This window comes from Roseateles sp. P1_C1_2 (assembly GCF_056406535.1).
Genome location: NZ_JBFUAB010000018.1, coordinates 114458 through 126969 on the forward strand (window position 1 = coordinate 114458; position 12512 = coordinate 126969).

11 protein-coding genes are annotated in these 12512 nt (G+C 67.3%); 9 read left to right on the forward strand and 2 right to left on the reverse strand.

Annotated features, from left to right (window positions below):
- Window positions 1–54 precede the first annotated feature (54 nt).
- The 6 genes from AC1D2H_RS18845 to AC1D2H_RS18870 all read left to right on the forward strand — a co-directional run bounded on the left by AC1D2H_RS18845 (window position 55) and on the right by AC1D2H_RS18870 (window position 6967).
- A complete protein-coding gene (locus AC1D2H_RS18845) occupies window positions 55–1701 on the forward strand; it encodes a 3-(methylthio)propionyl-CoA ligase (RefSeq protein ID WP_478012032.1) in 1647 nt (548 codons plus the stop codon).
- 84 nt (window positions 1702–1785) lie between these two features.
- The gene (locus tag AC1D2H_RS18850; RefSeq protein WP_477929457.1) at window positions 1786–3036 is read left to right on the forward strand and encodes a branched-chain amino acid ABC transporter substrate-binding protein; all 1251 of its coding nucleotides are present in this window, start codon (window positions 1786–1788) and stop codon (window positions 3034–3036) included.
- A 199-nt stretch (window positions 3037–3235) separates the two neighbouring features.
- Window positions 3236–4195: a branched-chain amino acid ABC transporter permease gene (locus AC1D2H_RS18855; protein WP_478012066.1), complete on the forward strand. Its 960-nt coding sequence runs from the start codon at window positions 3236–3238 to the stop codon at window positions 4193–4195.
- Window positions 4195–5493: a branched-chain amino acid ABC transporter permease gene (locus AC1D2H_RS18860; RefSeq protein ID WP_478012033.1), complete on the forward strand. Its 1299-nt coding sequence runs from the start codon at window positions 4195–4197 to the stop codon at window positions 5491–5493. The genes AC1D2H_RS18855 and AC1D2H_RS18860 overlap by 1 nt, the downstream gene beginning before the upstream one ends.
- On the forward strand, window positions 5490–6260 hold the full coding sequence (locus AC1D2H_RS18865; RefSeq protein WP_477929461.1) for an ABC transporter ATP-binding protein: 771 nt from the start codon (window positions 5490–5492) through the stop codon (window positions 6258–6260). Before AC1D2H_RS18860 ends, AC1D2H_RS18865 begins: the two co-directional genes overlap by 4 nt.
- Window positions 6257–6967 carry an ABC transporter ATP-binding protein gene (locus AC1D2H_RS18870; RefSeq protein ID WP_477929463.1) on the forward strand — a complete coding sequence of 237 codons (711 nt, stop codon included), beginning with the start codon at window positions 6257–6259 and terminating at the stop codon, window positions 6965–6967. The genes AC1D2H_RS18865 and AC1D2H_RS18870 overlap by 4 nt, the downstream gene beginning before the upstream one ends.
- A 163-nt stretch (window positions 6968–7130) precedes the next feature.
- Here AC1D2H_RS18870 and AC1D2H_RS18875 read toward each other — a convergent pair whose 3' ends face one another.
- The gene (locus AC1D2H_RS18875; RefSeq protein ID WP_478012034.1) at window positions 7131–7643 is read right to left on the reverse strand and encodes a diguanylate cyclase domain-containing protein; all 513 of its coding nucleotides are present in this window, start codon (window positions 7641–7643) and stop codon (window positions 7131–7133) included.
- A gap of 249 nt (window positions 7644–7892) precedes the next feature.
- Here AC1D2H_RS18875 and AC1D2H_RS18880 point away from each other — a divergent pair, with 249 nt between their 5' ends.
- The 3 genes from AC1D2H_RS18880 to AC1D2H_RS18890 are packed head-to-tail and all read left to right on the forward strand — an operon-like array spanning window position 7893 to window position 11585.
- Complete coding sequence (locus AC1D2H_RS18880; protein WP_478012035.1) at window positions 7893–8444, forward strand: ECF-type sigma factor; 552 nt, start codon at window positions 7893–7895, stop codon at window positions 8442–8444.
- A gap of 3 nt (window positions 8445–8447) precedes the next feature.
- A complete protein-coding gene (locus AC1D2H_RS18885) occupies window positions 8448–11123 on the forward strand; it encodes a serine/threonine-protein kinase (RefSeq protein ID WP_478012036.1) in 2676 nt (891 codons plus the stop codon).
- 24 nt (window positions 11124–11147) lie between these two features.
- Window positions 11148–11585: a hypothetical protein gene (locus AC1D2H_RS18890; protein ID WP_477929470.1), complete on the forward strand. Its 438-nt coding sequence runs from the start codon at window positions 11148–11150 to the stop codon at window positions 11583–11585.
- Window positions 11586–11607: 22 nt separating this feature from the next.
- Here AC1D2H_RS18890 and AC1D2H_RS18895 read toward each other — a convergent pair whose 3' ends face one another.
- Window positions 11608–12450: a J domain-containing protein gene (locus AC1D2H_RS18895; RefSeq protein WP_478012037.1), complete on the reverse strand. Its 843-nt coding sequence runs from the start codon at window positions 12448–12450 to the stop codon at window positions 11608–11610.
- Window positions 12451–12512 lie beyond the last annotated feature (62 nt).

Consider the following 12512-nt stretch of genomic DNA (forward strand, 5'->3'; position numbering starts at 1 on the left):
CAGGTGTCTGAACCGGGGGCTAGACTGGGTCGATAAGACCGCCAGGAGACAACCATGGCATTGATGGGCCGGATGATGTCGGATCCGCTGCTGATCTCGTCGTTGCTGAAGCACGCCGAGCGGCATTCGGGCGAGACCGAGATCGTCAGCAAGCGGGTCGAGGGCGACCTGCACCGCAGCAACTGGCGCGAGGTGGCGCGCCGTTCGCGCCAGGCCGCGCAGGCCTTTGCACGCCTGGGTTGCGTGTCCGGCGACCGCGTCGCGACGCTGGCCTGGAATGGCCACCGCCACATGGAGATCTACTACGGCAGCTCGGGCTCGGCCCTGGTCTGCCACACGATCAACCCGCGCCTCTTCCCCGAGCAGATTGTCTGGATCGCCAACGACGCCGAGGACCGTGTCCTGTGTTTCGACGCCACCTTCCTGCCGCTGGTCGAGAAGATCGCACCGGCGCTGAAGACGGTGAAGCACTTCGTGTTGATGAGCTCGCGGGCCCACATGCCCGCCAGCACGGCCATCCCCGACCTGCTGTGCTTCGAAGACCTGCTCGCCGCCGAGACCGGCGACTATGTCTGGCCGCAGTTCGACGAGAACACCGCTTCCAGCATCTGTTACACGTCGGGCACCACGGGCAACCCCAAGGGCGCCGTCTACAGCCACCGCTCCACGGTGCTGCATGCCTATGCCGCGGCCCTGCCGGATGCGATGGACTGCTCCAGCCGCGACGTCATCCTGCCCGTCGTGCCGATGTTCCATGTGAACGCCTGGGGCCTGCCCTACAGCGCGGCCATCGTCGGCTGCAAGTTCGTGCTGCCCGGGCCGCACCTGGACGGCAAGAGCCTGTACGAGCTGTTCGAATCCGAGAAGGTCAACTTCAGCGCCGGCGTGCCGACGGTCTGGCTGGGCCTGCTGAACTACGTCAAGGCCAACAACCTGAAGTTCAGCAGCTTCAAGCGCACCGTCATCGGCGGCTCGGCCTGCCCGCCGGCGATGATGAAGTCGCTGCAGCAGGACTATGGCGTCGAGGTCATCCACGCCTGGGGCATGACGGAGATGTCGCCGCTGGGCACGCTGTCCAAGCTGACGACGCGCCAGCTCGACCTGCCGGCTGAACAGCAGCAGCGCCTGCTCGAGAAGCAGGGCCGTGTCGTCTACGGCGTCGACATGGCCATCATCGACGACGAGGGCCGCTCACTGCCCTGGGACGGGCAGAGCTCGGGCAATCTCGTCGTGCGCGGCCACTGGGTCATCTCCCGCTACTTCAACCACGACGAATCACCGCTGGTCAGCGTGGACGGCGAGCCCGGCTGGTTCCCGACCGGCGACGTGGCCACCATCGATGCCGACGGCTTCATGCAGATCACCGATCGCAGCAAGGACGTCATCAAGTCCGGCGGCGAGTGGATCTCCTCCATCGACCTCGAGAACGTCGCCATGGCCCACCCGGCCGTGCACGAGGCTGCCGTCATCGCGGCTCGCCACCCCAAGTGGGACGAGAGGCCGCTGCTGGTCGTCGTGAAGAAGCCCGACGCGGCGGTGACGCGCGAGGAGCTGCTGGCCTTCTACGAGGGGCGCATCGCCAAATGGCAAATCCCGGACGACGTCGTCTTCGTCACCGAGATTCCGCACACGGCCACCGGCAAGGTGCAGAAGCTCAAGCTGCGCGACCAGTTCCTGAGCCACAAGCTGCCGACGACCTGAGTTGTCTCGGGTAAGCACGGGACGTCATCGCGACCCGGCTCGATTAACTTCCGTTCACATTCAGACCCACAACAGGAGACAAGCATGTTCGACATCACTTCGACCCGCTCCCCACTGCGCGCGATCGCAGCCGCCACGCTGGTGCTGGCAGCCGCCGGTGCCCAGGCCCAGAAGGGCGAGACGGTCAAGCTGGCCTATATCGACGCGCTGTCGGGCCTGATGGGTCCGGTGGGTCAGAACCAGGTCAAGACCTTCCAGTTCCTCGGCGAGAAGTTCAACAAGAGCAACCCCGCCGGCGTGAAGTTCGAGATCGTCACCTTCGACAACAAGCTCAGCCCCGCCGAGTCGCTGAACCTGCTGAAGGCCGCGGCCGACCAGGGCATCCGCTACATCATGCAAGGCAATGGCTCCAGCGTCGCGCTGGCGCTGAGCGACGCCGTGCAAAAGCACAACGAGCGCAACCCGGGCAAGGAAATCGTCTACCTGAACTACTCGGCGGTGGACCCCGACCTGACCAACAGCAAGTGCAGCTACTGGCACTTCCGCTTCGACGCCGACACGTCCATGAAGATGGAGGCGCTGACGACCTTCATGAAGGACCAGGCCGACGTCAAGAAGGTCTTCCTGCTGAACCAGAACTACGCCCACGGCCACCAGGTCGCCAAGTACGCCAAGGAGATGCTGGGCCGCAAGCGCCCCGACGTGCAGATCGTCGGCGAGGACCTGCACCCGCTCGCCCAGGTGCGCGACTTCGCGCCCTATGTCGCCAAAATCAAGGCCAGCGGCGCCGACACCGTCATCACCGGCAACTGGGGCTCGGACCTGGCCCTGCTCGTCAAGGCTGCCAACGAGGCGGGCTACAACGGCAAGTTCTTCACCTACTACACCGGCGTGACCGGCACGCCGACGGCGCTGGGCACGGGCGGCGCGGGCCGCGTGTTCCAGGTGGCCTACAGCCACTACAACATGGGCGGCGAGGCACAGAAGAACGCCGACGAGTACAACAAGAAGTTCAACGACGACATGTACACGCTCAGCGTGCAGCACATCTACACGCTGCTGAGCCAGGCCATGGCCAACGCCAAGTCGACGGACCCGGTGAAGGTCGCAGCGGCGATGGAGGGCTTGTCCGTCAAGAGCTTCAACGGCGAAGTGACGATGCGCAAGACCGACCACCAGTTGCAGCAGCCGCTGTTCATCTCGGTCTGGCAGAAGGCCGATGCGAAATACCCCTACAGCCCCGAGAAGACGGGCATGACGCTGGCGCCGGTGAAGCAGTACGACAGCTATGTGTCGTCGACGCCGACCTCCTGCCAGATGAAGCGTCCGGGCTAAGCCGTCTTGCTGCTGCGCAAACCAATCTTGGGCCTGCAGTGCTCGCCGTACGGGTGTACGGCTCTGCGCTTCGGCCCAACCTTGGCTTGCTCGCGACGCAATCCGGCTCCGCCCGGAGCGTGGTTTCGCTGAGGATCGAGTCTTGGATCAAGTCTTCATCAATCTGCTGAACGGCCTGTCGTCCGGCCTGCTGCTCTTCATGCTGAGCTCGGGCCTGACGCTGATCTTCAGCATGATGGGCGTGTTGAACTTCGCCCACGCCAGCTTCTACATGGTCGGCGCCTACGTCGCCTACTCGCTGGTGGGCATCATGGGCTTCTGGCTGGCGCTGCTGTTCGCGCCGCTGGCCGTCGGCGTGCTGGGCGCGGGCTTCGAGAGGCTGGCGCTGCGGCGGGTGCACAAGTTCGGCCATGTGCCGGAGCTGCTCATCACCTTCGGCCTGTCCTATGTGGTGCTGGAACTGGTGCAGCTGATCTGGGGCCGCACCGCCGTGACGTTCACACCGCCGGCGCTGCTGGAGGGCTCGGCCCTGACCATCGTTTCGCGCGCTCAGGACGGCATGTCCCTGGTGCTGGGCAAGGCCTCGCCCGAGGTCTGCGCGCTGGCCAACTGCTCAACCTTCCCGGCCACCAAGGCCTTCATGATGCTGGTGGCCCTGCTGATGCTGCTGGCGCTGTGGCTGCTGCTGACTCGCACCCGCGTCGGCCTGATCATCCAGGCCTCGCTGACGCATCCCGAGATGGTCGAGGCGCTGGGCCACAACGTGCCGCGCGTGCTGATGCTGGTGTTCGGCAGCGGCTGCGCGCTGGCCGGCCTGGCCGGCGTCATCGGCGGCATCACCTTCGTGACCGAGCCCAATATGGCCGCCTTCATCGGCGCCATCATCTTCGTCGTCGTGGTCGTCGGCGGCATCGGCTCGCTGGCCGGTGCCTTCGTCGGTTCCATCGTGGTGGGCCTGCTGCAGACGCTGCCCCTGACCATCAACGGCTCGCTCGCCACGCTGCTCGGCAGCCTCGGCTTCACCGTCACCCAGGCCACGCCGGGCTACCCGCTGCTGCGCCTGACGATGGCCGAGGTGGCGCCCATCCTGCCCTATCTGCTGATGGTGCTGATCCTGATCTTCCGGCCCAAGGGCCTGCTGGGCACGCGGGAAGACTGATGAGCAAGTCCAAGGATTTCCATTTCAAGCCCCACAACGTCGGGCGCTGGTTCATATGGGGCTTCTTCGCCCTGATCCTCTTCGTCGCCCCGCGCATTTGGACCACCGGTCTGGCGCAGACCATGCTCACGCAGATGGGCATCGGCGTCATCGCCTGTCTGGCCTACAACATCCTGCTCGGGCAGGGCGGCATGCTCAGCTTCGGTCATGCGGTCTACAGCGGCATGGGCGCCTTCCTCGCCATCCATGCGCTGAACCTGGCCGGCGCCGGCACGCTGGGCATTCCGGTCAGCCTGATCCCCCTCGTCGGCGGCTTGGCCGGGCTGGTCTGCGCGGCGCTGCTGGGCTATGTGTCGACGAAGAAGGCCGGCACGCCGTTCGCGATGATCACGCTGGGCATCGGCGAACTGGTGTTCGCGCTGACGCTGATGCTGCCCGAGTTCTCGGGCGGCGAGGGCGGCGTGTCCAGCAACCGCGTCATCGGCCAGCCCTTCATGGGCATCAGCTTCGGTCCGCAGATCCAGGTCTACTACCTCGTCGCCGTCTACTGCTTCATCTGCACGGCGGCCATGTTCGCGCTGACGCGCACGCCGCTGGGTCGCATGCTGAACGCCGTGCGTGACAACCCCGAGCGTGTCGAGTTCGTCGGCTACGACACCCACTGGGTGCGCTTCATGGCCTTCGCCATCTCGGGCTTCTTCGCCGGCGTGGCGGGCGGCCTGGGCGCCATCAATGCCGAGATCGTCAACGGCAGCGACGTGCTGCACGCGGCGCGCTCGGGGGCGTTTCTGCTGTTCACTTTCCTGGGCGGCGCGACCTTCTTCTTCGGCCCCATCATCGGCGCGGTGCTGATGGTCATCTGCGGCGTGCTGCTGTCGGAGCTGACCAAGGCCTGGCTGCTCTACCTCGGCCTGATCTTCCTGTTCATGGTCATGTACGCACCGGGCGGCTTCGCCAGCCTCATCCTGATGAACCTGCGCGTGGCGGCCTTTGGCAAGCTGAAGAAACTGTGGACCTCGTATCTGGCGCTGGCCGGTACGGCGCTGGCGGCGCTGATCGGCGCGGCGACCATGATCGAGATGCTCTACCACCGCCAGCTCAACGAGGCCCTGGGCCCCGAGCTGCGCTTCATGGGCGCCACGCTGAACAGCGGCGCGCTGGATGCCTGGTTCGGTGCCGGCTTCCTCATCGTCGTCGGTGCGGGTCTTTTCGAGCTGGTGCGCCGCCACTATGTGCACGAGTGGGGCGAGATCCAGGAAGACATCGAAAAAGAGATCAAGCGGAGGGAAGCGCTATGAGCTTTGCGCTTGAACTGCGCGACCTGCGCAAGAGCTTCGGCAAGAGCGAGATCATCCGCGGCGCCAACCTGGCCGTGCAGGCGGGTGAGCGCGTCGCCATCATCGGCCCCAACGGTGCGGGCAAGAGCACGCTGTTCAACCTGATCAGCGGCCGCTTCGCGCCGACCTCGGGCGAGATCCATCTGCACGGCCAGCGCATCGACGGCAAGAAGCCCTACGAGATCAATCGCCTGGGCCTGTCGCGCAGCTTCCAGGTCTCCAACCTGTTCACGCGCTTGAGCGTGTTCGAGAACATCCGCTGCGCCGTGCTGTGGAGCCTGGGCCACCGCTACGCCTTCTGGAAATTCCTCGCTGACCTCGAGGACGCCAACGACCGCACCGAGCAGATCCTCGAGATGATCAAGCTCGACCGCAAGCGCGACGTGCTGGCCATGAACCTGACCTATGCCGAGGCGCGGGCGCTGGAGATCGGCATCACCATCGCCGGCGGCTCCAGCGTCATCCTGCTGGACGAACCCACGGCCGGCATGAGCAAGAGCGAGACCAAGCGCTTCATCCAGCTGATCCGCGACGTGACCGTCGGCAAGACCCTGCTGACCGTGGAGCACGACATGGGCGTCGTCTTCGGCCTGGCCGACAAGATCGCCGTGCTGGTCTACGGTGAGGTCATTGCCTTCGACACGCCGGAGGCCGTGCGCGCGAATGCGCGGGTGCAGGAGGCCTATCTGGGCTCGGTGCTCGCGGAAACACAGGCGGCGGCAGCATGACGCAAGGAAGAATCCTCAAGCTGGACAACGTCCACGCCTTCTACGGCAAGAGCCATGTGCTGCACGGCGTCAGCATGGAAGTGAATCCCGGCGAGATCGTCAGCCTGCTGGGCCGCAACGGCGCCGGCCGCTCGACGACGGTCAAGACCATCATGGGCCAGGTCGACGTCAAGGGCTCGGTCATGTGGGGCGACCAGGAGCTGGTCGGCCGCAAGGCCTACGAGATCGCCCACATGGGCCTGGGCTATGTGCCCGAGAACCGCGACATCTTCCCCAAGCTGACGGTGCACCAGAACCTGATGCTGGGGCAGAAGTCCAAAGCCAAGAACCCGCGCTGGGGCTTCGAGGACATGTACAAGATGTTCCCGCGGCTGCGCGAGCGCCAGCACACCGAGGCCGGCGTGCTGTCCGGTGGCGAGCAGCAGATGTTGACGCTCTGCCGCACGCTGATGGGCGACCCCGACCTCATCATGATCGACGAGCCCACCGAGGGCCTGGCGCCCAAGATCGTCGAGCTGGTGGCCGAGTACCTCAAGGAGCTGAAGAACCGCGGCATCGCGGTGCTGCTGGTCGAGCAGAAGCTGGCCATCGCGATGGAGATTTCCGAGCGCTGCTATGTGATGGGCCACGGCCGCATCGTCTTCGAGGGCTCACCGGCAGACCTGCGTGCCAATGCCTACATCCGCAAGGAGTGGCTGGAAGTGTGAGATGGGACCGAGGACATGCCAGGGCCAGTGGCCCTGTCCTTCGCCAGGCACAAGCAGTCCACTGGACTGCTTGAGTCCGGGCTCAGCGCCTGCGCGCTGTCTGACGCTTATCGAACGACGCCCGGCATGCAGGCCGGGCGGCATGAGTCCTGCGAGGCGGCAGTCAGTCGCCCGCTGACTCGGCCAGGTTGGCCTGCGCGGCTTCGGCCAGCTCGACGCCATTGCGCCCGGCCTGCGGGAATATCGCCGTGCCCAGGCGCACACCGATCTGCATGAGCCGGCCGTCGACGCCGTAGGCCCCCCTGAGGGCCTGCTGCAGCCGCTTTTCGACGAGGCGGGCCTCGGGCGCACCGGCGGCCAGCAGCAGCACGGCAAAGCTGCGACCGCCCATGTACACGACCTCGTCCGCGCCGCGCACGCGGTTGCGCAGGCGCAGGCTCACCGTCTGGATCAGGTTGTCCCGCTCGGCATCGCCGATGCTGCCGTCGGGCCGCACCAGCACCTCGGCCTCCAGCCACAGCAGGGCCAGTTGCTCGCCTTCGCGCCGGCACTGCGCAAACTGGCGCGACACGCGCAGGCCGAAAGCCGCGAGCGAGTCCGCCTGGGGCAGGCGCGTGAACGTGCCGGTGCGAGGGGGCGAGGGGGGATCGTTGGCGAGCAGGGGAGCTTGAGACATCGCGTCAATCACGTTGGGTTGAGATGCGCTCGCGGCCAGCGGGCCGGTTCGCAGCGGGTGAGGAGCGATGGCGGGCGGCGGCCCCGGCTGTGCCGGCTCCCTGGCTTGGCTTCGCCATCGGTCCTCATCAACTCAAAACGGCGGATCTCCGCCAATCCCGACATCGGGATCAAAAAAAATTACTCGCTGCCGGCCGCCGCAGCGTCACCGGCCCGCGAGCTGGCGTTGCCAGCCGTTAGAGTGCGGCCGGTGCAAGCCATCACCCAATTGCTGCAGGCCGCCCGGCTGGGTGACCGCGCCGCCGCCGACGCGGTGGTGGCCCAGCTCTACACCGACCTGCAGCGCCTGGCGCGCCGGCAGGTGCGCGACGCGGGTCATCTCACGCTGCTGGACACGACGGCGCTGGTGCACGAGGCCTGGCTGCGCGTGGCCGGCGCACCCGGGGCCGAATTCCCCGATCGCCGCCACTTCCTCGCCTACGCCGCCCAGGCCATGCGCTCCGTCGTCGTCGACCTGGTGCGCGCCCGGCGGGCCGAGAGGCGCGGCGGCGGCCAGGCCGAGCTGACGCTGGATACGGCCGTTGCCGACCAATTGCCCCAGAGCGACGACGAAGTGTTGCGCGTGCACGAGGCCCTGGACGAGCTGGCCCAGCTGGAGCCGCGCCTGGCCCAGGTCGTCGAGATGCGCTATTTCGCGGGCCTGCGGGAGCCGGAGATCGCCGAGGCCCTGGGCGTGACCGAGCGCACCGTGCAGCGCGATTGGCAGAAGGCCCGGCTGTTCCTGTCCATGAGCCTGGCCTGATCCATGGACAGGCAACGCTGGCTCTCCTTGAGCCCCCTGCTGGATGAGTTGCTCGATCTGCCGCCGGCAGCTCGCGAGCATCGTCTGGAGCGGCTGCAGACCGAGGACCCCGATGCGGCCGAGCAGTTGAGGCGCATGCTGGCGCGCGCTCAGGAGCTGCAGCAGCAGGGCTTCCTGAGCGAACCCGTCGTCGCGCAATGGCAGGAAGCGCTGGCTGCGATGCCCGAGGACGCAGCGCCGCCTCCCGACCTCGCCGGCCAGGCCATCGGCCCCTATCTGCTGGAGCGCCAGCTGGGGCAGGGCGGCATGGGCACGGTCTGGCTGGCGCGCCGCGCCGACGGTCGCTTCGAAGGCCAGGTGGCGGTCAAGTTCCTGATGGCCGGCCTGCTCGGCCGTGGCGACGCGGGGCGGTTCGCGCGCGAGGGCGAGATCCTGGCGCGGCTGTCCCACCCGCACATCGCCCGCCTGCTGGATGCCGGTGTGCACCAGGGCCAGCAGCCCTATCTGGTGCTGGAGTACGTCGACGGCCAGCCCATCGACGTCTATTGCCGCCAGCAGCAACTCGACATCGAGGCCCGCGTGCGCCTCTTCCTGGACGTGCTGGCTGCGGTGGCCCACGCGCAGGCCCGGCTGATCCTGCACCGCGACCTCAAGCCCAGCAACATCCTGGTGACGCGCGATGGCGAGGTGAAGCTGCTGGACTTCGGCATCGCCAAGCTGATGGCCGACGCGAGCCAGGCCAGCGAGGGCGCCGCCGCCACCGAGCTGACCCAGCGCGCCGGCAGCGCCTTCACGCCGCAGTTTGCCGCGCCCGAGCAGGTGAAGCAGGCGGACGTGACGACCGCGACCGACGTCTATTCGCTCGGCGTGCTGCTCTATCTGCTGCTCGGCGGCAGCCACCCCACGGCCGACGATACCCAGACCCAGCTCGACCGGCTCAAGGCCGTCGTCGACCATGTGCCACGGCGGCTGTCCGACGTCGCAGCCGGCCAGGCCGACAGTTCGATCGCCCGCCAGGCCAAGCAGTTGCGCGGCGACCTCGACACCATCATTGCCAAGGCGCTGAAGAAGACACCGGGCGAGCGCTATGTCAACGCCCAGGCTCTCGCCGACGAACTGCAGCGCTGGCTGGATCACGAGCCCATCCAGGCGCATCCCGACAGCCGCCTCTATGTGTTGCGTCGCTTCGTGCAGCGCCACCGTTGGGCCGTCGGGCTCAGCAGTCTCGCGGGCCTGGCGCTGGTGGGCCTGACGGTGTTCAGCACCTGGCAGGCGCAGCGAGCTGCCGAGGCGGAGCGCGAAGCCCAGGCCAAGCGCCAAGAGGCCGAGGCCACGCTGAGCTTCATGCTGGGCGAATTCGCCGACAAGCTGCGCCCCATCGGGCGGCTGGAGCTGCTGGACAGCATCGGCGGCAAGGCGCTGCTGCTGCTCGACCGGACCGGCCGGGACCCAGGTTCGATGGAGCGATTGCAACGCGCCAAGGCGTTGACGGTGGTGGCCGAGGTCCGTGTGGCCAAACGAGAATTGGACGGGGCGCTGGAGCCCTTGCGGCTCGCCGCGCAATTGCTGGAGGGTGAGCCGCCAAGCCCCGGGCTCATGGCCGATTGGCGCAAGGCCCAGGGTGCAGCGGCTTTCTGGATTGGCGAGGTCCACCACCAGAAACGCGAATTGAGCGCCGCCGAACAGGCGTGGGCACGCTACCTCGACTATTCGCGCCGCTGGCAGATCGCGGCGCCCGCTTCCACCGATGCACTGATGGAGGTGTCCTATGCCCAGAGCAGCCTCGGCGTCCTGCAGCTGAATCAGGGCCGCCTCGAGGCTGCGGAACGGGCGCTGAGCGAGTCGCTCGCCCTCAAGGAGCAGGCCTTGCGAAGCCGCCCTGATGACGCCGAGCTGCAGAACAACTGGGCGAACACGGCCAGTTGGCTGGGCACCACGTTGACGCGCATGGGGCGGTTGCAGGCCGCGCGGGCGCACTACGAATCGGCGCTGGCGGAAGTCGGCAAGCTGCGCGAGAAGCGGCCCCGGGACATGGCCTGGCTGGCCAAGGAAGCCAGCGTGCGTTTCTACCTGGGCCTCACCCAGCAGGAGCTCAACGGTACGGGCGCGGCCATGCTGGAGAAGGCACATGAGGTGGCGCAGGGATTGACACGCAGTGATCCCGCCAACCTGGCCTGGGCCCTGCTCGCCATCCACATCGATGCCGAATGGCTGACCCTGCGCGCGGTCAACGCGCAGGCCCGGGAGCGCGAGGCGCTTCGGCTGCTCGGGCTGATCGAATCCCTTCGGCCCGGCAAGGCACCTCCCGAAAGCGCGCTGCCGCGCCAGGTCAAGCTGCTCGAAGCGGCAGGGCGCCTCGCCTGCGACAGCGCGGACTGCGGCTGGCACTCACGCTTGCAGGAGCGCCTGGACAGCGCTTTGAAACGCAGCCCGGGCGACCAGTTACTGCTGGCTGCGGCGGTCCATTTATCCCAGTTGCGAGGTGACGCCGCTGCCGATCGCAAGGGGGGCTGCAGCGTGGCCGATGGCCTGCTGTCGCAGCGCGAGGGCTGGTTGCGCGTCAACGCAGATCTAACTCGACGGTGGCTGAATGTGAAGGAGTGCCTGGACCCCTCAGCCTCCCAGCGTGCAGACTGGCTGGCCACCCGTGATTGGCTCCAGCAGCAGCGGGCGCGCTGATTTCTCAACCCTCAGGACCATCTGATGACGACCTATGTCTCCCCCTATCAAGTCACCGTCACCTCCACGGCGGGCGGTCTTGCTGCGTGCACCTATGTCGACGGCAACGGCGTGACCGTGCCGTCCGGCGCGACCCTGACCACCCAGACACCGGCCGGGGAGGCGGGCAGCCTCGAATTCGATTTCGGTGAGACGGTCGTGGATGGCCAGAATCTGCGATTGCTTGGTGCCGCGGTCAAGACGGTAGGCAACGACCCCGCGATGCAACCCTACAACTATCTCTACTCGACGCGCGAGCAGTCGGAGAAGGGGGACTGGGTCGACTACCTGTCGGTGCCCTGGGCAGCGGACATGTACACGGCGCGTGGCGTGGTGCTGCTGTTTGCCGTTGTCGACAACAACGGCAACATGGTGAACTTCGTCCCGAGCGCCGATCCGGAAACCCAGAACGATCCGATCTGAGGCCCGCAGTCGCCGGCGCGGCTCAGCCCAGGCCCAGCCCCGTCAGGCGCTGATAACGCTTGCGCAGGAAATCGGCGGCCAGCTTGGCGTCGCCGCCGACGCGCTCGCCGATGTAGAGCTCCTGGCGGCGCTCGGTGATCTGGGCGCGCAGCCGCCCGGCCATGATGTCCAGCGGGCGCATGCCGCCCACTTCGGCGCGCTCGATGGCGATGCGCAGCTGGTGCATCTGCAGGTTGTGCAGCAAGGCAGTCTGGGCCTGCACGACGCGGATGCGGCCCTGCACGAGGTGTTCGCACAGCCCCAGCCAGGCGCGCACGGCGTCGGCCGGCCCGCCAATGACCTTCTCGGGCAGCTCACCGGCGGCCAGCAGCAGGGTTTCGAGCCGGTGGCGGTCGCCGCCAGCGTAGGCCTCGTTGACGACCATCATGCGCTGCTCGCAGACCTCGCGCTCCGGGCCGGAAGGCGCCAGGTCGGGGTGGAAGCGCATCGCCGCGCGCCGGTACAGCGTCTTCAGGCTGGGCGGCGGCAGGTCGGTCAGCGGGCCGGTGGGTTCGGGGGGCAGCGGCGTCGCGTCGGGCAGGGCGGGGATATCGGGCCAGGCCTTGGCGTGCTGCGATGCCGACACCGGGGCGTCGACGCCCTGGCGCTTCAGGGCTTCCGACAGCAGGGCCGTAGCCTGGTGCAACTGGGCGTCGATCTCGTCGAGTTCGCGCATCAGCGGGCCCAGAGCCTCAAGATAGCGCTGGCGAAAGCCGAGCAGCTTGGCGCGGGCGCCGTCGTGGTCGGCTTCCAGCACGGCCAGGTAGCGCTGCAGATCCTGCAGTTGTTCGCGTCGCCGCGTCAGCTCGTGCCTCGTGATTGCCATGCTCGCCATGAGCTGCGATTTTGCCGTGCCCGGACGTGGGAACGGCCCGCGAACGGGCCGTT

Bases quoted from the DNA above. Each gene is read 5' to 3' on its own strand.
- AC1D2H_RS18845 (WP_478012032.1), top strand. From the start codon at position 55: ATGGCATTGATGGGCCGGATGATGTCGGATCCGCTGCTGATCTCGTCG.
- AC1D2H_RS18850 (WP_477929457.1), top strand. From the start codon at position 1,786: ATGTTCGACATCACTTCGACCCGCTCCCCACTGCGCGCGATCGCAGCC.
- AC1D2H_RS18855 (WP_478012066.1), top strand. From the start codon at position 3,236: ATGCTGAGCTCGGGCCTGACGCTGATCTTCAGCATGATGGGCGTGTTG.
- AC1D2H_RS18860 (WP_478012033.1), top strand. From the start codon at position 4,195: ATGAGCAAGTCCAAGGATTTCCATTTCAAGCCCCACAACGTCGGGCGC.
- AC1D2H_RS18865 (WP_477929461.1), top strand. From the start codon at position 5,490: ATGAGCTTTGCGCTTGAACTGCGCGACCTGCGCAAGAGCTTCGGCAAG.
- AC1D2H_RS18870 (WP_477929463.1), top strand. From the start codon at position 6,257: ATGACGCAAGGAAGAATCCTCAAGCTGGACAACGTCCACGCCTTCTAC.
- AC1D2H_RS18875 (WP_478012034.1), bottom strand. From the start codon at position 7,643: ATGTCTCAAGCTCCCCTGCTCGCCAACGATCCCCCCTCGCCCCCTCGC.
- AC1D2H_RS18885 (WP_478012036.1), top strand. From the start codon at position 8,448: ATGGACAGGCAACGCTGGCTCTCCTTGAGCCCCCTGCTGGATGAGTTG.
- AC1D2H_RS18890 (WP_477929470.1), top strand. From the start codon at position 11,148: ATGACGACCTATGTCTCCCCCTATCAAGTCACCGTCACCTCCACGGCG.
- AC1D2H_RS18895 (WP_478012037.1), bottom strand. From the start codon at position 12,450: ATGGCAATCACGAGGCACGAGCTGACGCGGCGACGCGAACAACTGCAG.